Origin of the sequence: Devosia sp. Root436 (genome assembly GCF_001426345.1) — a bacterium.
Taxonomy (GTDB): Bacteria; Pseudomonadota; Alphaproteobacteria; order Rhizobiales; family Devosiaceae; genus Devosia.
Map to the genome: position 1 here is coordinate 160352 of NZ_LMEM01000001.1, position 24898 is coordinate 185249.

35 protein-coding genes are annotated in these 24898 nt (G+C 61.5%); 34 read left to right on the forward strand and 1 reads right to left on the reverse strand.

The features are described from left to right. Positions 1-40: 40 nt before the first annotated feature. Both rpoC and ASD04_RS00850 read left to right on the forward strand, forming a co-directional pair. Entirely contained in the window at positions 41-4225 is a 4185-nt protein-coding gene (rpoC, locus tag ASD04_RS00845) for a DNA-directed RNA polymerase subunit beta' (RefSeq protein WP_056251205.1), read from the forward strand. 115 nt (positions 4226-4340) lie between these two features. Further along, entirely contained in the window at positions 4341-4784 is a 444-nt protein-coding gene (locus tag ASD04_RS00850) for a YdeI/OmpD-associated family protein (protein WP_056251208.1), read from the forward strand. Between the two features lie 120 nt (positions 4785-4904). Here the strand turns inward: ASD04_RS00850 and ASD04_RS00855 are convergent, their stop codons facing one another. Beyond that, a complete protein-coding gene (locus ASD04_RS00855; protein WP_056251211.1) occupies positions 4905-5372 on the reverse strand; it encodes a YbjN domain-containing protein in 468 nt (155 codons plus the stop codon). Between the two features lie 448 nt (positions 5373-5820). Between ASD04_RS00855 and rpsL the strand changes: the two genes are divergently transcribed. From rpsL to ASD04_RS19000, 32 genes are all read left to right on the forward strand, one after another. After that, complete coding sequence (gene rpsL / locus ASD04_RS00860) at positions 5821-6192, forward strand: 30S ribosomal protein S12 (protein WP_046136734.1); 372 nt, start codon at positions 5821-5823, stop codon at positions 6190-6192. A 12-nt stretch (positions 6193-6204) separates the two neighbouring features. After that, positions 6205-6675, forward strand: a complete 471-nt coding sequence (rpsG, locus tag ASD04_RS00865) for a 30S ribosomal protein S7 (protein WP_056232623.1) — start codon at positions 6205-6207, stop codon at positions 6673-6675. Between the two features lie 12 nt (positions 6676-6687). Further along, positions 6688-8778 carry an elongation factor G gene (fusA, locus tag ASD04_RS00870; RefSeq protein WP_056251214.1) on the forward strand — a complete coding sequence of 697 codons (2091 nt, stop codon included), beginning with the start codon at positions 6688-6690 and terminating at the stop codon, positions 8776-8778. Positions 8779-8832: 54 nt separating this feature from the next. Continuing rightward, positions 8833-10023, forward strand: a complete 1191-nt coding sequence (gene tuf / locus ASD04_RS00875; protein WP_056251217.1) for an elongation factor Tu — start codon at positions 8833-8835, stop codon at positions 10021-10023. A 69-nt stretch (positions 10024-10092) separates the two neighbouring features. Next, positions 10093-10401 (forward strand): 30S ribosomal protein S10, encoded by a 309-nt coding sequence (rpsJ, locus tag ASD04_RS00880; RefSeq protein ID WP_035102617.1) that lies wholly within the window; start codon positions 10093-10095, stop codon positions 10399-10401. 136 nt (positions 10402-10537) lie between these two features. Beyond that, entirely contained in the window at positions 10538-11239 is a 702-nt protein-coding gene (gene rplC / locus ASD04_RS00885) for a 50S ribosomal protein L3 (RefSeq protein ID WP_056232629.1), read from the forward strand. Beyond that, positions 11240-11860 carry a 50S ribosomal protein L4 gene (rplD, locus tag ASD04_RS00890; RefSeq protein ID WP_056251221.1) on the forward strand — a complete coding sequence of 207 codons (621 nt, stop codon included), beginning with the start codon at positions 11240-11242 and terminating at the stop codon, positions 11858-11860. Beyond that, on the forward strand, positions 11857-12150 hold the full coding sequence (locus tag ASD04_RS00895) for a 50S ribosomal protein L23 (RefSeq protein ID WP_056232633.1): 294 nt from the start codon (positions 11857-11859) through the stop codon (positions 12148-12150). Before rplD ends, ASD04_RS00895 begins: the two co-directional genes overlap by 4 nt. Positions 12151-12168: 18 nt before the next feature. Further along, positions 12169-13008: a 50S ribosomal protein L2 gene (rplB, locus tag ASD04_RS00900; RefSeq protein WP_056251224.1), complete on the forward strand. Its 840-nt coding sequence runs from the start codon at positions 12169-12171 to the stop codon at positions 13006-13008. A gap of 3 nt (positions 13009-13011) precedes the next feature. Further along, positions 13012-13290 (forward strand): 30S ribosomal protein S19, encoded by a 279-nt coding sequence (gene rpsS / locus ASD04_RS00905; protein WP_056232637.1) that lies wholly within the window; start codon positions 13012-13014, stop codon positions 13288-13290. A 1-nt stretch (position 13291) separates the two neighbouring features. After that, on the forward strand, positions 13292-13672 hold the full coding sequence (rplV, locus tag ASD04_RS00910; RefSeq protein ID WP_056232639.1) for a 50S ribosomal protein L22: 381 nt from the start codon (positions 13292-13294) through the stop codon (positions 13670-13672). After that, the gene (gene rpsC / locus ASD04_RS00915) at positions 13672-14412 is read left to right on the forward strand and encodes a 30S ribosomal protein S3 (RefSeq protein WP_056251227.1); all 741 of its coding nucleotides are present in this window, start codon (positions 13672-13674) and stop codon (positions 14410-14412) included. The genes rplV and rpsC overlap by 1 nt, the downstream gene beginning before the upstream one ends. 15 nt (positions 14413-14427) lie before the next feature. Further along, positions 14428-14841 (forward strand): 50S ribosomal protein L16, encoded by a 414-nt coding sequence (gene rplP, locus ASD04_RS00920; RefSeq protein WP_056251231.1) that lies wholly within the window; start codon positions 14428-14430, stop codon positions 14839-14841. An 11-nt stretch (positions 14842-14852) separates the two neighbouring features. Beyond that, a complete protein-coding gene (gene rpmC / locus ASD04_RS00925) occupies positions 14853-15047 on the forward strand; it encodes a 50S ribosomal protein L29 (RefSeq protein ID WP_046172875.1) in 195 nt (64 codons plus the stop codon). Between the two features lie 12 nt (positions 15048-15059). Then, positions 15060-15308 (forward strand): 30S ribosomal protein S17, encoded by a 249-nt coding sequence (rpsQ, locus tag ASD04_RS00930; RefSeq protein WP_056251234.1) that lies wholly within the window; start codon positions 15060-15062, stop codon positions 15306-15308. 67 nt (positions 15309-15375) lie between these two features. Beyond that, positions 15376-15744, forward strand: coding sequence for a 50S ribosomal protein L14 (rplN, locus tag ASD04_RS00935; protein ID WP_056251235.1), 369 nt, complete (start codon positions 15376-15378; stop codon positions 15742-15744). Continuing rightward, positions 15744-16055 (forward strand): 50S ribosomal protein L24, encoded by a 312-nt coding sequence (gene rplX, locus ASD04_RS00940; RefSeq protein WP_035102637.1) that lies wholly within the window; start codon positions 15744-15746, stop codon positions 16053-16055. The genes rplN and rplX overlap by 1 nt, the downstream gene beginning before the upstream one ends. Further along, entirely contained in the window at positions 16048-16605 is a 558-nt protein-coding gene (rplE, locus tag ASD04_RS00945; protein WP_056251238.1) for a 50S ribosomal protein L5, read from the forward strand. The genes rplX and rplE overlap by 8 nt, the downstream gene beginning before the upstream one ends. A gap of 30 nt (positions 16606-16635) precedes the next feature. Next, a complete protein-coding gene (gene rpsN / locus ASD04_RS00950; protein WP_056251241.1) occupies positions 16636-16941 on the forward strand; it encodes a 30S ribosomal protein S14 in 306 nt (101 codons plus the stop codon). A 12-nt stretch (positions 16942-16953) separates the two neighbouring features. Beyond that, on the forward strand, positions 16954-17352 hold the full coding sequence (gene rpsH / locus ASD04_RS00955) for a 30S ribosomal protein S8 (protein WP_056232655.1): 399 nt from the start codon (positions 16954-16956) through the stop codon (positions 17350-17352). Between the two features lie 54 nt (positions 17353-17406). Continuing rightward, positions 17407-17940: a 50S ribosomal protein L6 gene (rplF, locus tag ASD04_RS00960; RefSeq protein WP_056251245.1), complete on the forward strand. Its 534-nt coding sequence runs from the start codon at positions 17407-17409 to the stop codon at positions 17938-17940. Between the two features lie 12 nt (positions 17941-17952). Then, positions 17953-18315, forward strand: coding sequence for a 50S ribosomal protein L18 (gene rplR, locus ASD04_RS00965; RefSeq protein WP_056251248.1), 363 nt, complete (start codon positions 17953-17955; stop codon positions 18313-18315). Between the two features lie 23 nt (positions 18316-18338). Beyond that, a complete protein-coding gene (gene rpsE / locus ASD04_RS00970) occupies positions 18339-18872 on the forward strand; it encodes a 30S ribosomal protein S5 (protein ID WP_056232660.1) in 534 nt (177 codons plus the stop codon). 24 nt (positions 18873-18896) lie between these two features. Continuing rightward, positions 18897-19088, forward strand: a complete 192-nt coding sequence (rpmD, locus tag ASD04_RS00975; protein ID WP_056251250.1) for a 50S ribosomal protein L30 — start codon at positions 18897-18899, stop codon at positions 19086-19088. 16 nt (positions 19089-19104) lie between these two features. After that, complete coding sequence (rplO, locus tag ASD04_RS00980) at positions 19105-19605, forward strand: 50S ribosomal protein L15 (RefSeq protein ID WP_056251254.1); 501 nt, start codon at positions 19105-19107, stop codon at positions 19603-19605. Between the two features lie 126 nt (positions 19606-19731). Then, positions 19732-21072, forward strand: a complete 1341-nt coding sequence (gene secY / locus ASD04_RS00985; protein WP_056251257.1) for a preprotein translocase subunit SecY — start codon at positions 19732-19734, stop codon at positions 21070-21072. Further along, entirely contained in the window at positions 21069-21638 is a 570-nt protein-coding gene (locus tag ASD04_RS00990; protein ID WP_056251260.1) for an adenylate kinase, read from the forward strand. Before secY ends, ASD04_RS00990 begins: the two co-directional genes overlap by 4 nt. 177 nt (positions 21639-21815) lie before the next feature. Beyond that, positions 21816-22184 (forward strand): 30S ribosomal protein S13, encoded by a 369-nt coding sequence (gene rpsM / locus ASD04_RS00995; RefSeq protein ID WP_056232669.1) that lies wholly within the window; start codon positions 21816-21818, stop codon positions 22182-22184. A gap of 79 nt (positions 22185-22263) precedes the next feature. Beyond that, positions 22264-22656: a 30S ribosomal protein S11 gene (rpsK, locus tag ASD04_RS01000; RefSeq protein WP_035102656.1), complete on the forward strand. Its 393-nt coding sequence runs from the start codon at positions 22264-22266 to the stop codon at positions 22654-22656. A gap of 102 nt (positions 22657-22758) precedes the next feature. Continuing rightward, on the forward strand, positions 22759-23784 hold the full coding sequence (locus ASD04_RS01005) for a DNA-directed RNA polymerase subunit alpha (RefSeq protein WP_244488239.1): 1026 nt from the start codon (positions 22759-22761) through the stop codon (positions 23782-23784). 30 nt (positions 23785-23814) lie between these two features. Further along, the gene (gene rplQ / locus ASD04_RS01010; RefSeq protein ID WP_056232674.1) at positions 23815-24240 is read left to right on the forward strand and encodes a 50S ribosomal protein L17; all 426 of its coding nucleotides are present in this window, start codon (positions 23815-23817) and stop codon (positions 24238-24240) included. A 124-nt stretch (positions 24241-24364) separates the two neighbouring features. Beyond that, entirely contained in the window at positions 24365-24898 is a 534-nt protein-coding gene (locus tag ASD04_RS19000) for a hypothetical protein (RefSeq protein ID WP_156461086.1), read from the forward strand.

A 24898-nucleotide genomic window follows, 5' to 3' on the forward strand; every position in this document is an offset into this window, starting at 1 on the left:
GGGCCTCGTGGCCCCTCCCGACGGAAAGAGGAGAGAATTGATGAATCATCATTCCCACGTCATGGACCCGTTCAACCCGGCCGTTCCGGTGCAGACCTTCGACCAGATGAAGATCTCCATTGCGAGCCCGGAAAAGATCCTTTCCTGGTCCTACGGCGAGATCAAGAAGCCCGAAACCATCAACTACCGCACGTTCAAGCCCGAGCGTGACGGTCTGTTCTGCGCGCGCATCTTTGGCCCCGTGAAGGACTATGAGTGCCTGTGCGGCAAGTACAAGCGCATGAAGTTCAAGGGCGTCATCTGCGAAAAGTGCGGTGTGGAAGTTACCCTGAGCCGCGTTCGCCGCGAGCGCATGGGCCATATCGAGCTGGCCGCGCCGGTCGCCCACATCTGGTTCCTCAAGTCCCTGCCGTCCCGTATCGCGCTGCTGCTCGATATGACGCTCAAGGACATCGAGCGGATCCTCTATTTCGAGAACTATGTCGTGCTCGACGCGGGCCTGACCCCGTTCACCACGCATGAACTGCTGACCGAAGAGCAGTATCTCGACGCCCAGGACGAATATGGTGCCGACACCTTCACCGCCAAGATCGGCGCTGAGGCCATCCGTGACATCCTGCTGGCGCTCGATCTGGAAAAGATCGCGGCCGACCTGCGCGTGGAAATCGCCGAGTCGACCACCGAGCTGAAGCCCAAGAAGCTCGCCAAGCGCTTGAAGATCGTCGAGCAGTTCATCGTCTCGGGCAACAAGCCCGAATGGATGATCATGACCGTCATCCCGGTCATTCCGCCCGAGTTGCGCCCGCTGGTGCCGCTGGATGGCGGCCGCTTCGCCACGTCCGATCTCAACGATCTCTATCGCCGCGTCATCAACCGCAACAACCGGTTGAAGCGCCTGATCGAGCTGCGTGCCCCGGACATCATCATCCGCAACGAAAAGCGCATGCTGCAGGAAGCCGTGGACGCGCTGTTCGACAACGGCCGCCGCGGCCGCACCATTACCGGTGCCAACAAGCGTCCGCTGAAGTCGCTCAGCGACATGCTCAAGGGCAAGCAGGGCCGGTTCCGCCAGAACCTGCTCGGCAAGCGCGTCGACTATTCGGGCCGTTCGGTCATTACCGTGGGTCCGAACCTCAAGCTGCACCAGTGCGGCCTGCCCAAGAAGATGGCGCTCGAGCTGTTCAAGCCGTTCATCTACAGCCGTCTTGAGGCGAAGGGTTTCTCTTCGACCGTCAAGCAGGCCAAGAAGCTGGTGGAAAAGGAAAAGCCCGAAGTCTGGGATATCCTGGACGAGGTGATCCGCGAGCATCCGGTGCTGCTGAACCGCGCGCCGACGCTGCACCGCCTGGGCATCCAGGCCTTCGAGCCGATCCTGATCGAAGGCAAGGCCATCCGTCTGCACCCGCTCGTCTGCTCGGCCTTCAACGCCGACTTCGACGGCGACCAGATGGCCGTGCACGTTCCGCTGTCGCTCGAAGCGCAGCTGGAAGCGCGCGTGCTGATGATGTCGACCAACAACATCCTGCACCCCGCCAACGGCCAGCCGATCATCGTGCCGAGCCAGGACATCGTGCTGGGCCTCTACTACCTCTCGCTCATGAACGAGAAGGAGCCCGGCGAGGGCATGGCGTTTGGTTCCTATGCGGAACTGGAACACGCGCTCGACAACAAGATCGTCACGCTCCACACCAAGATCAAAGGCCGTGTCGTCTCCTGGGACGAAAACGGCAAGGAAACCACGGAAATCGTGGAGACCACGCCGGGCCGCATGCTTATCGGCCAGATCCTGCCCAAGCATCCGGCCGTGCCGTATGCGACGGCGAACCAGCTGATGACCAAGAAGATGATCTCCAAGATGATCGACACCGTGTATCGCGGTTGCGGCCAGAAGGAGACGGTCATTTTCTGTGACCGTGTCATGCAGCTCGGCTTCAAGAATGCGTGCGACGCCGGCATTTCGTTCGGCAAGGACGACATGGTTATCCCGGCTTCCAAGTATACGATCGTGGAAGCTGCGCGTAAGCAGGTCGAAGAGTTCGAGCAGCAGTACAATGACGGCCTGATCACCCAGGGCGAAAAGTACAACAAGGTGGTCGACGCCTGGGCCAAGTGCGGCGACAAGGTCGCCGAAGAGATGATGGACGCGATCCGCAAGGTGCAGATCGACAAGGAGACCGGCCGTCAAAAGCCGATCAACTCCGTCTACATGATGAGCCATTCCGGCGCCCGCGGTTCGCCGGCCCAGATGAAGCAGCTTGCCGGCATGCGCGGCCTGATGGCCCGTCCTGACGGCTCGATCATCGAGACCCCGATCACGGCCAACTTCAAGGAAGGCCTCAACGTTCTCGAATACTTCAACTCCACCCACGGCGCCCGCAAGGGTCTGGCGGATACGGCGTTGAAGACCGCGAACTCGGGCTACCTGACCCGTCGTCTCGTCGACGTGGCGCAGGATGCGATCATCGTCTCGACCGATTGCGGGACCGATCGTGGCCTGACCATGGAGCCGATCGTCGATGCCGGCCAGATCGTGGCCTCCATCGGCCAGCGCGTGCTGGGCCGTACGGCTGCCGACGACATCTTCCATCCGCTGACCGGCGACCTGATCGCCGCCAAGGGAACGCTGCTGGAAGAAAAGCATGTCGATGTCATCGAGGACGCCCGGATCCAGTCGATCCGCATCCGTTCGCCGCTGACCTGCGACATGCGCCAGGGCACCTGCGCGGCCTGCTATGGCCGTGACCTAGCGCGCGGTACGCCCGTGAACATGGGTGAAGCCGTGGGCGTCATCGCCGCACAGTCGATCGGTGAACCGGGCACTCAGCTCACCATGCGCACGTTCCATATCGGTGGCACGGCACAGGTGGTCGACAGCTCGTTCCTGGAAGCCGGCGCGGAAGGCAAGATTGCCATCCGCAATCCGAACGTGGTCAAGGTCGAGGGCGGCAAGCTGGTCGTCATGGCCCGTAACGTGTCGCTCGCCATTCTCGATGCCGACGGCAAGGAACGCGCCACCCACAAGGTGACCTATGGTTCCAAGCTGCTGGTCAAGGAAGGCGATGCTGTCCGTCGTGGCCAGCGCCTGGCCGAATGGGACCCCTACACCCGTCCGGTTCTCGCCGAAGTCGAGGGCGAGGTCGTATTCGAGGACATGGTCGATGGCGCTTCGGTTGCCGAGAACACCGACGAAGCGACCGGCTTCACCAAGCGCGTGGTGATCGACTGGCGCGGCAACCAGCGTGGCGAGGGCCTCAAGCCGGCCCTGGCCATCGCTCGTGGCGGCGTGGTGCAGAAGGTGGATCGTGGCGGCGACGCCCGTTACCTGCTCTCGGTCGATGCGGTCATCGCGATCGAGCCGGGCGAGAAGGTCTCGCCGGGTGACGTGCTGGCGCGTATTCCGCTGGAAAGCGCCAAGACCAAGGACATCACCGGCGGTCTGCCGCGTGTGGCCGAGCTGTTCGAAGCCCGTCGTCCGAAGGATCACGCCATCATCGCCGAGATCGATGGCACCATCCGCTTCGGCCGCGACTACAAGAACAAGCGTCGCGTCATCATCGAGCCGAGCGAAGAGGGTGCCGATCCGGTCGAGTACCTGATCCCGAAGGGCAAGCCGTTCCATCTGCAGGAAGGCGATGCCATCGAGAAGGGCGAATACATCCTCGACGGCAACCCGGCGCCGCATGACATCCTGGCCATCAAGGGCGTGGAGGAGCTTGCTCGCTACCTCGTCAATGAAATCCAGGAGGTCTATCGCCTGCAGGGCGTGCTGATCAATGACAAGCATATCGAGGTGATCGTTCGCCAGATGCTGCAGAAGGTCGAGATCGTCGATCCAGGCGATACCGGCCTGCTCAAGGACGAGCAGCTCGACAAGCTGGACTTCGACGAGCTCAATGACAGCCTGGTTGCCGACGGCAAGAAGCCGGCGACCGCCAATCCGGTGCTGCTCGGCATCACCAAGGCATCGCTGCAGACGCGCTCGTTCATCTCGGCTGCGTCCTTCCAGGAAACCACCCGCGTCCTCACCGAGGCGGCTGTTTCCGGCAAGGCCGACCTGCTCGAAGGCCTCAAGGAAAACGTCATCGTCGGCCGCCTGATCCCGGCTGGTACCGGCGCCGGCATTTCCTCGGCCAAGCTGATCGCGTCCAAGCGCGACGACCTGATCCTGGACGAACGCCGCCGCCAGGCGTCGACCGTGCAGATCCCGGCGCCGGCTGCCGAATAAGCGCCGTCAGACATGTGAATGGGGAAGGGGCCTTCGGGCCCCTTTTCTTTTGTCTGGCGTCGAACGCTTGCGGCCCTGCTCGTCGTTCTCCTAGAAAGACACGAGGAGACCGGCCATGAAGTTCAATACGACAATCTTGCAGACGGGCAACAACACCGGTATCGAGGTGCCGGCCGAAGTGGTCGAGGGGCTGGGTGGCGGCAAGAAGCCGGCCGTGGCGGTGACCGTCGGCAGCTACAGCTACCGCTCATCGATTGCGATGATGGGTGGCAAATTCCTGATCCCGCTCAGCGCCGAGCGCCGCGCCGCATCCGGGATCAAGGGCGGCGATGCGGTCGAGGTGGAACTGGTGCTCGATACGGTGCCGCGCGAAGTCGTGGTGCCGGCGGAACTTGATGCCGCAATGGCGCGGGACGCCGCGGCCAGGGCGTTCTTCGAGACGCTGTCCTACAGCAACAAGCTGCGCCACGTGCTGTCGATCACCGACGCCAAGACGCCGGAAACGCGGCAGAAGCGGATCGACAAGGCTATGGACATGCTGCGGGCGGGAAAGAAGTAAAACTTTCCCTCATGGTGAGCTTGTCGAACCATGACTTAGAGCGCGTGGAGGCTTGGGTGCCACGCCCTCGTGGTTCGCCGGGCTCGCCATGAGGGCTAGCATCAGGTCATTGAATCAACGTCAATTATAGCCGACATGCTCGGCGAACTGGCCGACCACCATGGCCCAGAGGCCAAACTGGGAATCGAGGTATTCGGCCGTCACTCCCTTGACCATGTCGAGGTCCATCTCGATGCAGGCGTCATTGTCCTGGTCGATATAGGCGCGGCTGAAACGCTTATTGTAGTTCCAGTCGTTGATCACTTCGAGCGTCGGCTTGAGATCGAGGAAGCCGAGATAGAAGTTGAGATCCTCGCAATCGGCATTGTTGGTGCAGTTGCGGAAATAGACCTGGTAGGCGATGCCCCCGATCTTGCCGGTTATCTGGGGATCGCCATTGCTCTGGGTGGTCAGCGTCGCGGCCCCATAGCCCCGCGCCGCATTGAGGATTTCGCTGGTGTCGGCGCCGGTCAGCAGGGTCTGGGCAAAGGCGGACGAGGTCAGCAGGAGCGCGATGGCGCCGCCGGCAAATATGGAACTAAGCTTCATCGCATTCTCCTCTTGGATATGAAGCGCCGATCCTACACAATTCGCTGCCGGCGAGAAGCGGCTAGTTCGGGGATTGGCCGTTGGTGGGCCAGGGCGCCGTTTTCCTGTTCGCCGCTGCAAAAGCATTGCAAGGCCACGCATGGCTCCATCGCGGTTTTTTCACGAAAGAATCCTTGACGCGCGGGAGAGTCGGCTCTAAACAGCGCCTACCTAAGCGGTCGGTCGTGAATGTCACACCGGGTTCCTGCCATCTTGTGCGGGCATCCAGGACACTCAAACACACTGTCGGGTAACTAGACGAAGCAAATCCTTGTGCGCATGACTGCCCATTTTACGGGTGGTCCGCTGCAATTAAGGCGCCGCCGTTCCCCTTAGCTGGGTCGGGCGAGCGCCGTTTTGGTTTGGTTTTTCTAGACCGCAACGAATTTTGGACGATGGAAAGAGCGCAATGCCCACCATTAATCAGCTGATCCGCAAACCACGCGCCAGCAAGCCAAAGCGGAACAAGGTTCCGGCCATGGAAGCAAATCCGCAGAAGCGCGGTGTTTGCTCCCGCGTTTATACGACGACCCCGAAGAAGCCGAACTCGGCCCTTCGCAAGGTTGCCAAGGTTCGCCTGACGAACTCGCGCGAAGTCATCTCGTATATTCCGGGTGAAGGCCACAACCTGCAGGAGCACTCCGTGGTCCTGATCCGTGGCGGCCGCGTTCGCGACCTTCCGGGCGTTCGCTACCACGTGCTCCGCGGCGTTCTCGACACGCAGAGCGTCAAGGACCGCAAGCAGCGCCGTTCGAAGTACGGCGCGAAGCGTCCGAAGTAAGGAGATAGAGTCATGTCCCGTCGCCACCGCGCAGAGAAGCGTGACGTTATCCCGGACGCAAAGTTCGGCGATCTCGTCCTTACCAAGTTCATGAACTCCCTGATGAAGGACGGCAAGAAGTCGGCCGCCGAAAGCATCGTCTATGGTGCCTTCGATATCGTCGAGGCCAAGGTCAAGCAGAACCCCGTCGAGGTGTTCCACACGGCCCTGGAAAACATCCGCCCGTCGGTTGAAGTGCGTTCGCGCCGCGTTGGCGGTGCCACGTACCAGGTTCCGGTTGAAGTCCGTGCCGATCGTCAGCAGGCCCTGGCCATTCGCTGGCTGATCGAATCCGCCCGCAAGCGCGGCGAGAACACCATGCGCGAGCGCCTTTCCGGCGAGCTCATGGATGCGCTCAATGGCCGTGGCCAGGCCGTCAAGAAACGCGAAGACACGCACCGTATGGCTGACGCCAACCGTGCCTTCTCGCACTACCGCTGGTAGTAGGAGCGCCCAATGGCACGCGAATATCCGATCAATCTCTATCGTAACTTCGGCATCATGGCTCACATCGATGCTGGCAAGACGACCACGACCGAACGCATCCTCTACTACACCGGCAAGTCCCACAAGATCGGCGAAGTCCACGACGGCGCCGCGACCATGGACTGGATGGAGCAGGAGCAGGAACGCGGCATCACGATCACCTCGGCTGCCACGACCACGTTCTGGAAGTCACGCGAAGGCGTGATGCACCGCTTCAACATCATCGACACCCCCGGCCACGTGGACTTCACCATTGAAGTCGAACGTTCGCTGCGCGTGCTCGACGGTGCCGTGGCGCTGCTCGATGCCAATGCCGGCGTCGAGCCGCAGACCGAGACCGTCTGGCGCCAGGCCGACAAGTACCACGTGCCGCGCCTGATCTTCGTCAACAAGATGGACAAGATCGGTGCCGACTTCTATCGCTGCGTCGAAATGATCGGCTCGCGCCTTGGCGCCAAGGCCGTTCCGGTGCAGCTGCCGATCGGCGCCGAGACCGAGTTCAAGGGCGTCGTCGACCTGATCGAGATGAACGCTCTGGTCTGGCGCAACGAAGAGCTGGGCGCCCAGTGGGACGTCGTCGAGATTCCGGAAGACCTCAAGGCCTCGGCCGCGAAGTACCGCGAGCAGATGATCGAAGCCGCCGTCGAGCTCGACGACGATGCGATGGAAGCGTATCTGAACGGCGACCTGCCGAACAACGACACCATCCGTCGCCTGCTGCGCCGCGGCGTCATCGACGCCAAGTTTTTCCTGGTGTTCGCCGGCTCGGCCTTCAAGAACAAGGGCGTGCAGCCGCTGCTGGACGGCGTGATCGACTTCCTGCCGGCTCCGGGCGACGTTCCGGCCATCCAGGGCATCGATGCCCGCACTGAAGCGCCGATCGAGCGTCATGCGGATGACAACGAGCCGCTGGCCATGCTGGCTTTCAAGATCGCCAACGACCCGCATATGGGTACGCTGACGTTCTGCCGCATCTACTCGGGCAAGCTCGAGCAGGGCATGATGCTCGAGAATACCGTCAAGGAAAAGCGCGAGCGCGTTGGTCGTCTGTTCCAGATGCATGCCAATAGCCGCGAGCAGATCACGGAAGCCTATGCCGGCGACATCGTCGCCATCGTGGGCCTCAAGGACACCACCACGGGTGACACGCTCTGCGTGCAGAATGCCCAGGTCATCCTTGAACGCATGATCTTCCCCGAGCCGGTCATCGATATCTCGGTGGAACCCAAGTCCAAGGCCGACCAGGAAAAGATGGGCCTCGCGCTCAATCGCCTTGCTGCCGAAGACCCGTCCTTCCGCGTCAAGACCGACGAAGAATCCGGCCAGACCATCATTTCGGGCATGGGCGAGCTTCACCTCGACATTCTCGTCGACCGCATGCGTCGCGAGTTCAAGGTGGAAGCCAATATCGGCCAGCCGCAGGTGGCCTATCGCGAAACCATCACCCGCAAGGCCGATGTGGACTATACCCACAAGAAGCAGTCGGGCGGTTCGGGCCAGTTCGCCCGCGTCAAGCTGACCGTGGAGCCGTCGGAAGTCGGCAAGGGTCTCGAATTCGTCAATGCCGTCGTTGGCGGCTCGGTGCCGAAGGAATATATCCCCGGTGTCGAAAAGGGCGTGAAGTCGGTCATGTCGGCCGGTCCGCTGATCGGGTTCCCGATCGTGGACGTCAAGGTGACGCTGACCGAAGGCGCCTACCATGACGTGGACTCCTCGGTTCTGGCCTTCGAAATCGCCGGTCGTGCGGGCTTCAACGAAGCCCTGCGCAAGGCGGCTCCGAAGATCCTCGAGCCGATCATGAAGGTTGAAGTTGTCACGCCCGAAGATTACATGGGCGACGTCATCGGCGACCTGAACTCCCGTCGTGGTCAGATCCACGGCACCGAAGGTCGTGGTGTCCTCCAGGTCGTGAATGCCTATGTGCCGCTCGCGAACATGTTCGGCTACGTGAACTCCCTGCGCTCGATGAGCCAGGGTCGTGCACAGTATTCGATGACGTTCGATCATTACGAGCAGGTGCCGCAGGCCGTCGCCGACGAAGTCCAGGCCAAGTACGCCTAACTATAAACTGCAACGCAAGGTTGGCCTCCAGGCTAACGAATACGGAGAAAAGCGATGGCTAAGGAAAAGTTTTCCCGCTCTAAGCCTCACTGCAACATCGGCACCATCGGTCACGTTGACCATGGTAAGACCTCGCTGACTGCAGCGATCACCAAGGTCCTGGCTGAAGCCGGCGGCGCACAGTTCAAGGATTATGCGTCGATCGACAGCGCGCCGGAAGAAAAGGCTCGCGGGATCACCATCAACACCTCGCATGTCGAGTACGAGACGGCCAACCGTCACTACGCGCACGTTGATTGCCCCGGCCACGCCGACTATGTGAAGAACATGATCACCGGTGCCGCCCAGATGGACGGCGCGATCCTGGTCGTGTCGGCTGCCGACGGCCCGATGCCCCAGACCCGCGAGCACATCCTGCTCGCCCGCCAGGTTGGCGTGCCCGCCCTGGTCGTGTTCCTGAACAAGTGCGACATGGTCGACGATCCGGAACTGCTCGAACTCGTCGAGCTCGAAGTCCGCGAACTGCTCTCGTCCTACGAATTCCCGGGCGACGACGTTCCGATCATCAAGGGCTCGGCTCTGGCCGCCCTCGAAGACAGCGACAAGAAGCTCGGCCACGACGCCGTTCTCGAGCTGATGGCTGCCGTCGACGCCTACATCCCGCAGCCGGAACGCCCGGTTGACCAGCCGTTCCTGCTCCCGATCGAAGACGTGTTCTCGATCTCGGGCCGCGGCACCGTGGTCACCGGCCGCGTCGAGCGCGGTATCGTCAAGGTTGGCGAAGAAGTCGAAATCGTCGGCATCAAGGCAACCCAGAAGACTACCGTTACCGGTGTCGAAATGTTCCGCAAGCTGCTCGACTCGGGCCAGGCCGGCGACAATATCGGCGCGCTGATCCGTGGTATCGACCGCACGCAGGTTGAGCGCGGCCAGGTTCTCTGCAAGCCCGGCTCCGTGACCCCGCACACCGACTTCACCGCTGAAGTCTATATCCTGACCAAGGAAGAAGGCGGCCGCCACACTCCGTTCTTCGGCAACTATCGTCCCCAGTTCTACTTCCGCACGACGGACGTGACGGGCATCGTGACGCTGCCGGAAGGCACCGAAATGGTCATGCCGGGCGACAACCTGAACATCAACGTTCAGCTGATCGTGCCGATCGCCATGGAAGAGAAGCTCCGCTTCGCTATCCGTGAAGGCGGCCGTACCGTCGGTTCGGGCGTCGTCGCGACGATCCTGAAGTAAGCCTCAAGAGACATTCGCGGCGCGCGGATAGACGCGCGCCGCGATCCATTTTCGTCAGGATTTACAAAGATGAACGGTCAGAATATTCGCATCCGCCTCAAGGCGTTTGACCATCGCGTTCTCGACGCTTCGACGCGCGAGATCGTGTCGACGGCCAAGCGTACGGGCGCGCAGGTTCGTGGGCCCATCCCGCTGCCGACGCGAATCGACAAGTTTACCGTCAACCGCTCGCCCCATATCGACAAGAAGGCGCGTGAGCAGTTCGAGATCCGGACCCACAAGCGTCTCCTCGACATTGTGGACCCGACTCCCCAGACGGTCGACGCACTGATGAAGCTCGATCTCGCCGCCGGCGTCGACGTCGAAATCAAGCTCTAAAGGCGAGATCCGAAAAGTGCCACGCGGTTTTCGGATAGATCTCGCGGCCTAGACAACGAGTTTTCCGCGCGTACCAGACAAGAGGGTCCTCTGAAACCATGACCCGGTACTGCGCCAAGAGAGAAGGTAATAACCGATGCGTTCTGGATTGATCGCACAGAAGCTGGGCATGACCCGCATTTTCGCTGAGGACGGCTCGCACGTCCCGGTGACGGTGCTGGGCCTGCAGAACTGCCAGGTGGTGGGCCAGCGGACCGCTGACAAGGATGGCTACGTCGCCCTGCAGCTTGGCGCTGGCCAGGCCAAGGCGAAGAACACGACCAAGGCCGAGCGCGGCCAGTTCGCCGTGGCCAAGGTCGAGCCGAAGCGCCACGTCGCGGAATTCCGCGTCGATGAAGCCAACCTCATCGAGGTCGGCGCGCAGCTTCAGGCTGACCATTTCCTCGAAGGCCAGCTGGTGGACGTCACCGGCACTTCGATCGGCAAGGGCTTTGCCGGCGGCATGAAGCGCTGGAACTTCGGCGGCCTGCGTGCAACGCACGGCGTGTCGGTGTCGCACCGCTCGATCGGTTCTACCGGTGGTCGTCAGGACCCCGGCAAGACCTTCAAGAACAAGAAGATGCCGGGCCATATGGGCGATCGTCGCATCACCACGCAGAACGTCAAGGTCGTCAAGACCGACGTGGAACGTGGCCTGATCATGATCCAGGGTTCGGTTCCCGGCGCCAAGGGCGCCTGGATCATGATCAAGGACGCGGTGAAGAAGCCGGCCCCCAAGGGCGCTGCCTTCCCGGGCTCGTTCAAGGCCGCCGCCGAAGTCGCGGGGGAAGGTAACTAAATGGAACTCAAGGTCACAACCCTCGACGGCAAGGCCGCTGGTTCGATCCAGCTCGCTGACGACGTCTTCGGTCTGGAAGTCCGCCAGGACATCCTGCACCGCATGGTTCGCTACCAGCAGCTCAAGGCAATGGCCGGCACGCACGATGTGAAGCATCGTTCGGAAGGCACGCGCACGGGCAAGAAGTTCGTGAAGCAGAAGGGCTCGGGCGGCGCTCGCCATGGCGATCGCAAGGCTCCGCAGTTCCGTGGTGGCGGTCGTGCATTCGGCCCGACCCCGCGCAGCCATGCCATCGACCTTCCCAAGAAGGTCCGCGCCCTGGCGCTGAAGCATGCTTTGTCGTCCAAGGCCAAGTCGGGCTCGCTGATCGTTGTCGACAGCGTGTCGCAGAAGGAAGCCAAGACCGCCGGTCTGCTGGCTACCTTCGGCAAGCTCAGCTGGACCAACGCGCTGATCATCGACGGCAATGCCGTGGACCAGAACTTTGCTCTGTCCGCGCGCAACATCCCGCATATCGACGTGCTGCCGGTGCAGGGGATCAACGTTGTGTCGATCCTCAAGCGCGACAAGCTCGTCCTGACCAAGGCAGCGCTCGAAGCGCTGGAAGCGAGGTTCGCATGAACAAGCTCAGCGCTTACGACATCATCCGCAACCCCGTCGTGACTGAAAAGTCGACGATGGCGTCGGAAGCAAACCAGGTCGTTTTCGACGTGGCGATCGATGCCAACAAGACCGATATCAAGACTGCCGTCGAGCAGCTCTTCTCGGTCAAGGTCAAGGCAGTGAACACCCTGGTCCGCAAGGGCAAGGTGAAGCGCTTCCGTGGCAAGATTGGCACGCGCAACGACGTCAAGAAGGCGATCGTGACCCTCGTCGACGGCCAGTCGATCGATATTTCGACCGGCCTCTAAGGGAAGAGACAGAACAAAATGGCTCTGAAATATTACAATCCCACCTCCGAAGGCCGCCGTCAGCTCGTGACGACCGATCGTTCGGAACTGTGGAAGGGCAAGCCGGTCAAGACCCTGACCGAAGGCCTCAGCAAGTCCGGTGGGCGCAACAATCGCGGTCGCATCACCACGTTCCATCGTGGTGGCGGTCACAAGCGCACCTATCGCCTGATCGACTTCAAGCGCGTCAAGTTCGACGTCGTCGGCACGGTCGAGCGCCTGGAATATGATCCGAACCGCACGGCCTGGATCGCCCTGGTGAAGTACGAAGACGGCGAACTCGCCTATATCGTGGCTCCCCAGCGTCTCAGTGCCGGCGACAAGGTCATCTCCTCGACGAACGCCGTCGACGTGAAGCCCGGCAATGCGATGCCGCTGGAGCGCATGCCGGTCGGTACGATCGTCCACAATATCGAGCTGAAGCCCCGCAAGGGCGGCCAGGTCGCCCGTTCGGCTGGTGCCTATGCCCAGTATGTCGGTCGTGACCAGGGCTGGGCGATCCTTCGCCTCAACTCGGGGGAGCAGCGCCGCGTGCATGGTTCGTGCCTGGCTACCGTTGGTGCCGTGTCGAACCAGGATCACTCCAATACCTCGCTTGGCAAGGCCGGTCGTAGCCGTTGGCTGGGCCGCAAGCCCGTCAACCGCGGCGTGACCATGAACCCGATCGACCACCCGCATGGTGGTGGTGAAGGCCGTACCTCGGGTGGCCGTCATCCGGTGACCCCGTGGGGCAAGCCGACCAAGGGTAAGAAGACCCGCAGCAACAAGGCGACGGACAAGTTCATCGTTCGCAGCCGTCACGTGAAGAAGGGCAGGTAAGCCATGACCCGTTCAATCTGGAAGGGGCCGTTCGTCGACGGCTACATGCTCAAGAAGGCCGAGAAGGCCCTCGCATCCGGCCGCAGCGACGTGGTCAAGATCTGGAGCCGCCGTTCGACCATCCTGCCGCAGTTCGTCGGTATCACCTTCGGTGTTCACAACGGCCAGAAGCACGTTCCGGTCAACGTCACCGAAGACATGATCGGCCACAAGTTCGGCGAGTTCGCCCCGACCCGTACCTATTACGGTCACGCGGCCGACAAGAAGGCCAAGAGGAAGTAAGATGGGCAAGCCAAAAACCCAGCGCGCGCTCAAGGACAACGAGGCCAAGGCTGTGCTGCGCATGCTGCGCATCAGCCCGCAGAAGCTCAACCTTCTGGCCCAGCTGATCCGCGGAAAGAAGGTCGAGAAGGCTCTGGCCGAACTCGAATTCAGCCACAAGCGCATTTCCGGCCAGGTCAAGAAGGTGCTCGAGAGCGCCATTGCCAATGCCGAGAACAACCATGGCCTCGACACCGACGCTCTCGTCGTTGCGGAAGCCTTTGTTGGTAATTCGCTTGTAATGAAGCGCTTCACCGCTCGTGGCCGTGGCCGCTCGTCGCGCATCGAAAAGCCGTTTGCGCATCTGACGATCATCGTCCGGCAAGTTGAGGAGGCCGCATAATGGGCCAGAAGATCAATCCAATCGGCTTCCGCCTCGGCATCAACCGTACGTGGGACAGCCGCTGGTTCGCCAACAAGGGCGAATACGGCACGCTGCTGCAGGAAGACCTGAAGATCCGCACCATGCTGCTGGAAGACCTCAAGGCCGCCGCAGTGTCGAAGATCGTCATCGAGCGTCCGCACCGCAAGTGCCGCGTGTCGATCCACACTGCCCGTCCGGGCATCGTGATCGGCAAGAAGGGCGCTGACATCGACAAGATCCGCGCCAAGGTGAAGAAGTTCACCGACAGCGAAGTGCACATCAACATCGTTGAAGTGCGCAAGCCCGAAACCGATGCGACGCTGGTTGCCCAGGGCATTGCCCAGCAGCTGGAACGCCGCGTGGCTTTCCGTCGCGCCATGAAGCGCGCCGTGCAGACGGCGATCCGCATGGGCGCCGGTGGTATCCGCGTCAACGTTGGTGGCCGCCTCGGTGGCGCCGACATCGCCCGTACCGAATGGTACCGCGAAGGTCGCGTGCCGCTGCATACGCTGCGTGCCGATATCGACTACGGCACTGCCGAAGCCAAGACCACGTATGGCATCATCGGCATCAAGGTCTGGGTCTTCAAGGGTGAAGTCCTCGAGCACGATCCCACTGCCCATGAGCGTCGCGCCACCGAAGGCGCCGATCAGGGTGGCCAGCGCGCTGAACGCGAACCGCGCCGTGAGCGCGGCGACCGTGACCGCGAACGCGCATAAGAAGGTTAGTTCATTATGCTGCAACCTAAGAAGACCAAGTTCCGCAAGGCGCACAAGGGCCGCATCCATGGCGTTGCCAAGGGTGGCACGGACCTCGCTTTCGGCCAGTATGCCCTCAAGGCAACCGAACCCGAGCGCGTCACCGCCCGCCAGATCGAAGCGGCCCGCCGCGCGATCACCCGCGAGATGAAGCGCCAGGGCCGTGTGTGGATCCGTGTGTTCCCGGACGTGCCGGTTTCCAAGAAGCCGACCGAAGTGCGTATGGGTAAGGGTAAGGGCTCGGTGGAATACTGGGCGGCCCGCGTGAAGCCCGGCCGCATCGTATTCGAAATCGACGGCGTCCCCGAGGACGTTGCCAAGGAAGCCCTGCGCCTCGGCGCCATGAAGCTTCCGATCATGACGCGGGTTGTCACCCGCATTGCCGACTAAGGACCGCGAGCATGAAAGCCAGTGATGTGCGGAGCAAGACCGCAGACGAACTGAAGGACCAGCTCGTCGACCTCAAGAAAGAACAGTTCAACCTGCGTTTCCAGCGCGCTACCCAGCAGTTGGAAAAGCCCGCCCAGGTGAAGTCTGTCCGCCGCGATATCGCGCGGATCAAGACGATCCTCGGCGAAAAGAACGCAGCGAAGTAAGGAGCCGCGACCATGCCAAAGCGCGTTTTGCAGGGGACTGTGGTCTCCGACGCCAATGATAAGACGGTCGTGGTGCGCGTCGAGCGCCGCTTCACGCATCCGGTGATGAAGAAGACCGTGCGCCGGTCCAAGAAGTACCATGCTCACGACGAGGCCAATGTGGCCAAGGTGGGCCAGGTGGTCTGGATCGAAGAGTGCGCGCCGATCTCCAAGAACAAGCGCTGGACGCTCGTTCAGGATGCTTCGGCTCCGTCCGCGTAAGAGAATTTAGTTTTAGGTCGGCGAACCGGATGACGGTCAAGCCGGTTCAACAAGAAGGCATCCAGTCATGATCCAGATGCAGTCCAATCTCGACGTCGCGGATAATTCCGGCGCGCGTCGCGTCATGTGCATCAAGGTGCTGGGCGGTTCGCATCGTAAATACGCTTCGATCGGCGACATCATCGTCGTCTCGGTCAAGGACGCTATTCCGCGTGGCCGCGTTAAGAAGGGACAGGTTATGAAGGCCGTGGTGGTTCGCACCGCCTACGACATTCGCCGCCCCGATGGCACCGTCATCCGTTTCGACAAGAACGCCGCGGTTCTGATCAACAATCAGAAAGAGCCGATCGGCACTCGTATCTTCGGGCCGGTTCCGCGCGAGCTCCGCGCCAAGAACCACATGAAGATCATTTCGCTCGCACCCGAGGTGCTGTAATGGCTGCCAAGATCAAAAAGGGCGATAAGGTCGTCGTCCTGGCTGGCAAGGACAAAGGCAAAACCGGCCAGGTCCTGTCGGTCATCCCGACCGAAACCAAGGCACTCGTCCAGGGTATCAACCTGGTCCGTCGCCACACCAAGCAGACCGCGTCGACCGATGCCGGCATCTTCACCAAGGAAGCGCCGATCCACCTGTCGAACCTCGCGATCGCCGACAAGGATGGCAAGCCCAGCCGCGTCGGTTTCCAGATCAAGGACGGCGTGAAGACGCGCGTCGCCAAGTCGACCGGAGATTCGATCGATGGCTGAGACAGCTTACGTTCCGCGTCTTCGTACCGAGTACGAAGGCAATATTCGCAAGGCCTTGCAGGAGCAGTTCTCCTACAAGAACGTCATGCAGTTGCCCAAGCTCGAGAAGATCGTGCTGAACATCGGCGTTGGCGAAGCGGTGAACGACACCAAGAAGGTGAAGTCCGCTGCGGCCGAGCTCGAGAAGATTGCCGGCCAGAAGCCGGTCATCACTTACGCTCGCAAGTCGATCGCCGGCTTCAAGGTGCGCGAGAACATGCCGCTCGGCGTGAAGGTCACCCTTCGCTCCACCCGCATGTACGAGTTTCTTGACCGCCTGGTGAATGTCGCGCTGCCGCGCGTTCGCGACTTCCGCGGGCTGAACCCGAACTCTTTCGATGGCCGTGGCAATTACGCCATGGGTATCAAGGAACACATCATTTTCCCCGAAATCAACTATGATCAGATCGATCAGGTTTGGGGCATGGACATCGTGATCACCACGACCGCGAAGTCCGATGATGAAGCTCGCGCGCTGCTCAAGGCATTCAACTTCCCCTTCCGCCAGTAAGCGGACAGGGAAGGGAAAAAGGATCAGGACATGGCAAAGACCAGCTCCATCATTAAGAACAACAAGCGCGCTGCGCTGGCCAAGCAGTATGCTGCCAAGCGCGCCGCTCTCAAGAAGCAGACCAAGGATCCGTCCATTCCGATGGACGAGCGCTTTGCCGCCCAGCTCAAGCTGGCCGAGCTGCCGCGCAATTCCGCCAAGGTCCGCGTGCGCAACCGCTGCGAAGTCTCGGGTCGTCCCCGCGGCTACTATCGCAAGCTGAAGCTGAGCCGTATCGCTCTGCGTCAGCTGGGCAACCTGGGACAGATCCCGGGTCTCGTGAAGTCGAGCTGGTAAGGAGAACCGAAGATGAGCTTTTCCGATCCAATCGGCGATATGCTGACCCGCATCCGCAACGCCCAGGAGCGTCGCAAGAATTCCGTTTCGACTCCGGCATCGACCCTGCGTGGTCGCGTGCTGGATGTTCTCCAGTCCGAGGGTTTCATCCGCGGCTACTCGGAGACCAAGTTCGAGAACGGCGCTTCCGAGTACGAAATCGAACTCAAGTACTCGGATAACGAAGGCGTCATCCGCACGATCGAGCGCGTTTCGCGTCCCGGCCGCCGGGTCTATGCCTCCGTCAAGAATATTCCGCAGGTTGCCAATGGCCTCGGTGTTTCGATCCTCTCCACCCCCAAGGGTGTGATGGCCGACCACGAAGCCAAGGCTGCCAACGTTGGTGGCGAGGTACTCTGCCGCGTATTCTAAGGCTTTCGAGCCTTGGAATCCGGGGTAAGACGATTACTCAAGGATTGAACTAGAATGTCACGTACTGGCAAGAAACCGGTCGCACCGGTAAGCGGCGTCACGGTCACGATCAATGGTCGTACCGTCACCGCCAAGGGCCCGAAGGGTGAACTGAGCATCGAGCTGATGGATGTCGTGAATGCGGAGCAGGGGGACGACGGCGTTTCCATTTCTCCGGCAAACGACACCAAGTTTGCCCGTGCCGCCTGGGGCACGACCCGTGCACTGATCCAGAACATGGTCACCGGTGTTTCCACCGGCTTCGAAAAGAAGCTGGCGATCCAGGGCGTTGGCTATCGCGCCGCCATGCAGGGCAAGGATATCAAGCTGTCGCTTGGTTTCAGCCACGAAGTGATCTATGAGGCCCCCAAGGGCATTACGCTTGCCGTGCCGGCGCCGACGGAAATCGTCATCACTGGTATCGACAAGCAGCAGGTTGGCCAGGTTGCGGCGAACATTCGTGCATGGCGCAAGCCTGAGCCCTACAAGGGCAAGGGTGTGCGGTACCTGGGCGAACAGGTCTTCCGCAAAGAAGGCAAGAAGAAGTAAGGAGCGCCTGCAATGGCTATCAGTGCAAAAGGTGCGGACCGCCGCAAGGCTCGTGTCCGCAAGGCGCTCAAGGCTCGTGCCTTCGGTCGTCCGCGTCTGTCAGTTTTCCGTTCGGACAAGAATATCTACGCCCAGATCATCGACGACGCGACCGGCCGTACGCTGGCTGCTGCTTCGACGCTCGACAAGGACATCAAGTCCAAGGTCAAGAATGGCGCAACTTCGGAAGCCGCTGCAACGATCGGCAAGCTGATCGCGGAGCGCGGCACCAAGGCCGGCGTCGCCGAAGTGATCTTCGATCGCGGGGCATATATCTATCATGGCCGTGTAAAGGCCCTTGCAGACGCTGCCCGTGAGGGCGGCCTGCAGTTCTAGGCACGGACAAGGAAAGAAACATTATGAGCAGAGACGTTCAAGAACGCGAAAGCGAATTCGTCGATCGCCTGGTCCACATCAACCGCGTGGCCAAGGTGGTCAAGGGCGGCCGTCGCTTCGGCTTCGCCGCACTCGTCGTTGTCGGCGACCAGAAGGGCCGCGTCGGCTTCGGTCACGGCAAGGCCCGTGAAGTGCCGGAAGCGATCCGCAAGGCCACCGAGCAGGCCAAGCGCCAGATGATCCGCGTTCCGCTGCGCGATGCGCGTACGCTGCACCATGACGTGCAGGGCCGCCACGGCGCCGGCAAGGTCATTCTGCGTGCCGCCGTTCCGGGTACCGGCATCATCGCCGGCGGTCCGATGCGCGCCGTGTTCGAGACGCTTGGCATCAACGATATCGTTGCCAAGTCGCAGGGCACTGCCAACCCCTACAACATGGTGCGGGCCACCTTCGATGCGCTGAAGCGCGTCGACAGCCCTCGCTCGGTTGCTTCCCGCCGCGGCCTCAAGGTTTCGGAACTCCAGGCTCGCCGCGGCGAGACTGCAGTCGAAGCTTGATTGCCCGAGGTCAGGAGATAAATCATGGCTGAGAAAAAGAAGATGATCACCGTGCAGCAGATCGGCTCGCCGATCCGCCGCGACAAGGTGCAGCGCGCGACCCTGATCGGTCTCGGGCTCAACAAGATGAACAAGCAGCGCGAGCTGATCGATACGCCCGAAGTTCGCGGCATGATCAACAAGCTTCCGCACCTCGTCCGCGTCGTCGGCGAGTAAGAGGGAGCACGTTTCCATGACCCGTTTGAACGAACTTCGTGACAATCCCGGCGCCAACAAGCTCCGCATCCGCGTCGGTCGCGGTATCGGTTCCGGCAAGGGCAAGACCGGCGGCCGCGGCGGCAAGGGCCAGACCGCACGCTCGGGTGTTGCGATCAACGGCTTCGAAGGCGGCCAGATGCCCCTTCACATGCGTATGCCGAAGCGTGGCTTCAACGCGCTCAATCCCAAGGATTGGAACGAAGTCCGCATCGACCGCATCCAGGCCTATATCGACTCCGGCAAGCTGGACATCAAGGGTGTGATCGACGCTGAAGCGCTGATCGCCGCCCGCGTGATCCGCCGCGCCAAGGACGGTGTCCGCCTGATCGGCGCCGCCGGCTTCACGGCCAAGAAGGTCACCTTCAAGGTCAACTACGCGACTGCCGGCGCTGCCGCTGCCATCGAGGCGGCCGGTGGCAAGGTCGAGCTCATCCCGGCCAAGGCGCCGTGGAAGAAGACCCCTTACGCTGGCTGATCTGTCAGCATCGCGCATCCGGCTCCGGCCGGGTGCGCTGTTTTGGTTTGTTGCGTTAGGGACGTAGATCCATATGCTCCCGAAGCGCTCCGAGCGCACCTGGCCTTGAAGCCATAGGAGCGATATATGGCGTCCGCAGCCGAACAGCTGGCACGTAATCTCAATTTCTCGACCTTTTCCAAGGCGAAGGCTCTGCAGCAGCGCATCTGGTTCACACTGGGCGCGCTGCTCGTCTATCGTCTGGGAACGTTCATTCCGGTTCCGGGCATCGATCCGGATGCCTTCCGTGCGACGTTCGAACAGAGCCAGCAGGGCATTATCGGCATGTTCAACATGTTCGCCGGCGGTGCCGTCGAGCGCATGGCGATCTTTGCCCTCAACCTCATTCCGTACATCACCGCCTCCATCGTGGTGCAGGTGGTGGCGACCGCTTCTCCGCGCCTCGAGGCGATGAAGAAGGAAGGTGGCGAGGCCGGCCGTCGCAAGATGAACCAGTATACCCGCTACCTGGCCGTGGTGTTCTGCGCCGTGCAGGCCTATGGCATCGCCGTGGGCCTCGAAGCGAGCCAGGGCGTCGTGCTCAATCCGGGCTGGTTCTTCCGCATCTCGACCGTGGTCACCCTGGTCGGCGGCACTATGCTGCTGATGTGGCTGGGCGAACAGATCACCTCGCGCGGCGTCGGCAACGGCATTTCGCTGATCATCTTTGCCGGTATCGTGGCCAACCTGCCCACGACCATCGCGCAGACCCTGGAACTGAGCCGCACCGGCGCCATTCCGGGCATCGCAGCGGCCGGCATGCTGGTTCTGGCCCTGGTGGTCATCGCCGGCATCGTGTTCTTCGAGCGGGCCCAGCGGCGGCTGCTGATCCAGTATCCGAAGCGCCAGGTCGGCAACAAGATGTTCCAGGGCGACAGCTCGCATCTGCCGCTCAAGCTCAACACCTCGGGCGTCATCCCGGTGATCTTTGCCTCGTCGCTGCTGTTGCTGCCGGCGACGGTGGCCTCGTTCACCGCCCAGGGCACCGGCATTGGCTGGTTGCAGACGATCACGGCGCTGCTGGGGCGCGGCCAGCCGCTCTACCTCTTCGTCTATGGCGGCCTGACCATCTTCTTCGCCTTCTTCTATACGGCGATCGTGTTCAACCCGTCCGAGACGGCCGATAACCTCAAGCGCTCCGGCGGCTTTATTCCGGGCATCCGTCCGGGCGAACGCACCGCGGCCCATATCGACTACGTGCTGACGCGCATCACGGTGATTGGCGCTCTCTACCTGACCGTCGTGGCGCTGATCCCCGAAGTGCTGTTCAGCCAGATGGCCATCAGCCAGTTCATCGGCGGCACCTCGCTGCTGATCATGGTGACGGTGACCCTGGATACGATCAGCCAGATCCAGAGCCATCTGATCGCCCAGCAATATGAGGGGCTGGTCAAGAAGTCCCGTCTTGGAGGAGGCAAGCGTCGATGAGGTTGATACTGCTCGGACCGCCGGGAGCGGGGAAGGGGACGCAGGCCAAGATTCTCGTCGATACCTACGGCATCCCCCAGCTCTCGACGGGTGACATCCTGCGCTCTGCAATCGCCGCCAAGACCCCGCTGGGGCTCGAAGCCAAGGCCATCGTGGATCGCGGCGACCTCGTCTCCGACGCCATCGTCAACGGCATCGTCTCCGAGCGCCTCGACGCCGAGGACTGCAAGCCGGGCTTCATCCTCGACGGCTTCCCGCGCACCATCGCGCAGGCCGAAGCGCTCGACCAGATGCTCGTCGACAAGGGCGTCAAGCTCGATGCGGTCATCGAAATCAAGGCCGATGCCGATGAACTGGTGCGCCGGGTGATCCAGCGCGCCAAGGAATCGGGCGGCGCGCGTGCCGACGATAACGAGGAGGTGCTGCGCAAGCGCCTCGGCGTCTACCAGGAGCAGACTGCTCCGCTGGTGGCCTATTATGCCGAAGGGGGTCTGCTCAAGACCGTCAATGGCATGGAGCCGGTCGACCAGGTGACTGCAGCCATCAAGGCTGCGATCGCCCACTGATTACCGGGCTGGGTTTGGCAGTTGACTCTGCGGAATCGAGCCCTTAAAGAACCGCGTCAGTCTCATGGATTATTGGGCTGGATTCGGTTCTCCACATCGTTGGGGGTCGAAGTCCGGTCCCTTGTTGTTATATGGGCGCCAGCCGTGATGGTTCGCGCTGAATGAAGGAGAGCAGACGTGGCTCGTATTGCTGGCGTCAATATCCCGACGAATAAGCGCGTTGTCATCGCGCTGCAGTATATCCACGGGATCGGCGACAAGTTCGCCGAGGATATCTGCACCAAGGTTGGCATTCCGGCGGAGCGCCGTGTGAACGAGCTCACCGACGCCGAAGTCATCCAGATCCGTGAAGCTATCGACCGCGACTATGTCGTGGAGGGTGACCTTCGCCGCAATGTGGCGATGAACATCAAGCGCCTGATGGACCTGGGCAACTATCGTGGCCTGCGCCACCGTCGCGGCCTGCCGGTTCGCGGCCAGCGCACCCACACCAACGCCCGCACCCGCAAGGGTCCGGCCAAGCCGATCGCCGGCAAGAAGAAGTAAGAACCCGCTTCGGGTTCTTCGATGTAGCTGCCGGGGCACTTTCGCTAACGGCAGCGCTGATATCGATCAGAGGAATTAGATGGCTAAGACTGAAACCACGCGCGTCAAGCGCAAGGAACGCAAGAATATTACTTCGGGCGTTGCCCACGTGAACGCCTCGTTCAACAACACCATGATCACCATCGCCGACATGCAGGGCAACACGATTTCGTGGTCCTCCTCGGGCGTGATGGGCTTCAAGGGCTCGCGCAAGTCGACCCCCTATGCGGCCCAGGTTGCTGCCGAAGATGCTGCCAAGAAGGCGCAGGAACACGGCATGAAGACCCTCGAAGTCGAGGTTCGTGGTCCCGGTTCGGGCCGTGAATCGGCGCTTCGCGCGCTGCAGGCTGCCGGTTTCAACGTCACCTCGATCCGCGACGTGACCTCGATCCCGCACAATGGCTGCCGCCCGCGCAAGCGGCGCCGCGTCTAATCTAGACCGATTGAAGAGCTCCCGGCCGATAGAATGGGCCGGGAGTCTTATTGCGTTTGCGGCGGTGCGGCTCCGGGGCTGGGGCCGCGATTTTGAAAGGACATAACCGTGACGATCCAGAGGAACTGGCAAGAACTGATCAAGCCGACCAAGCTGGAGATTGTTTCGGGCAGCGACAACGCGCGCGTGGCCTCGGTGGTTGCCGAGCCGCTTGAGCGCGGTTACGGGCTTACCCTGGGTAACGCCCTGCGTCGCGTGCTGCTGTCGTCGCTCCAGGGCGCGGCAGTTACCGCAATCCAGATTGACGGCATCCTGCATGAATTCTCCTCGCTTCCGGGCGTGCGGGAAGACATCACCGACCTGGTCCTCAACGTGAAGGAAATCGCGTTGAAGATGGGTGGCGAAGGCCCCAAGCGCCTCGCCCTCAGCCGCCAGGGTCCGGGTGCCGTGACTGCCGGCGACATCAAGGTCACCGGCGATATCGAAGTGCTGAATCCCGAGCTGGTCATCTGCCATCTCGATGACGGCGCCGAGATCAACATCGAATTCACCGTCGATACCGGCAAGGGCTATGTCGCTGCCGACAAGAACCGTCCCGAAGATGCCCCGATCGGCTATATCCCGGTCGATGCGCTGTTCTCCCCGGTTCGTCGCGTCAGCTACAAGGTCGATGCGACACGTGCGGGCGAAAGCCTCGACAAGGACAAGCTGACCCTGCAGGTCGAGACCAACGGCGCCGTGTCGCCGGAAGATGCCGTGGCCTATGCCGCGCGCATCCTCCAGGACCAGCTGTCGGTGTTCGTGAACTTCGAGGAGCCCAGCAAGGAAAAGGCACAGGATGCCGTGCCCGAGCTGGCCTTCAATCCGGCCCTGCTCAAGAAGGTCGACGAGCTCGAACTTTCGGTCCGCTCGGCCAACTGCCTCAAGAACGACAACATCGTCTATATCGGCGACCTCATCCAGAAGACGGAAGCCGAGATGCTGCGGACGCCGAACTTCGGCCGCAAGTCGCTCAATGAAATCAAGGAAGTCCTGGCACAGATGGGGCTTCATCTCGGAATGGACGTTGCCAACTGGCCACCCGAGAATATCGATGACCTCGCCAAGCGCTACGAAGATCACTACTGATCGCGCTGCCAAGCACTTTAGGAGATAACCATGCGCCACGGTAATTCCGGCCGCAAGCTCAGCCGAACCGCCAGCCACCGCAAGGCTATGTTCGCCAACATGTCCGCCGCGCTGATCAAGCACGAGCAGATCGTCACCACCCTGCCCAAGGCGAAGGACCTGCGTCCGATCGTCGAGAAGCTGATCACGCTGGGCAAGCGCGGGGATCTGCATGCCCGCCGCCAGGCCATCGCCCAGATCCGCGACGAAGGCCAGGTTGCCAAGCTCTTCGCCGTGCTTGGCCCGCGCTACAAGGAACGCCAGGGCGGTTACATCCGCATCCTCAAGGCCGGCTTCCGCTATGGCGACAATGCCCCGATGGCCGTGATCGAGTTCGTCGACCGCGACGTCAACGCCAAGGGCCTCGACAGCGGCCCGGTGCAGGCCCGCGACGAAGACGAGTTCGAAGCCGCGTAAGCGAAGGTTTCGCAAGATGATTTCGAGGGCGGTTGCGAGCTTCGCAACCGCCCTTTTCGTTTGCGCGCAGGGCCCGCCTAGGATTGGATCGACTTTCTACATTCAGTCAGATTGGGGGAGCAAGGTGGCGTCAGATACCAGTTTACTCGGTGCGGCCGGGGAGCACTTTATCATGTGCGAGTTATTGCGGCGGGGGTACATCGCAGCGTTGGCTCCGCAGGGGGTTCCCAATACGGATATTGTCGTCACGGATTTAACGGGCGCCAGGCTCTGCACCATTCAGGTTAAATCGCGCAGAGAAGTGGGCTCGGATGGTGGCTGGCATATGGGGCCAAAGCACGAGACGTTAGTTGGCGACCGATTGTTTTATTGTTTTGTCGATTTCGGCAAATCGCCTGAGGCTTGGCCGTCCGTACACGTCGTTCCTAGCGCGGTTGTGGCCGAGGTGCTGCGTACCTCGCATGCGTCTTGGCTGTCTACTCCCGGCAAATCAGGTCGCCAGCGAAAGGACAGCAACGTTCGTCGCCTCGTGCCTGATTACAGCAATGTTTACCGTCCCAATCCTACACCGTATCCAAAAGGTTGGCTGGATCGATATCTGGGTGCATGGAATTTGTTGGGGCTCGCGCAGAACGATCCTATAGCTACTGGCGACTAA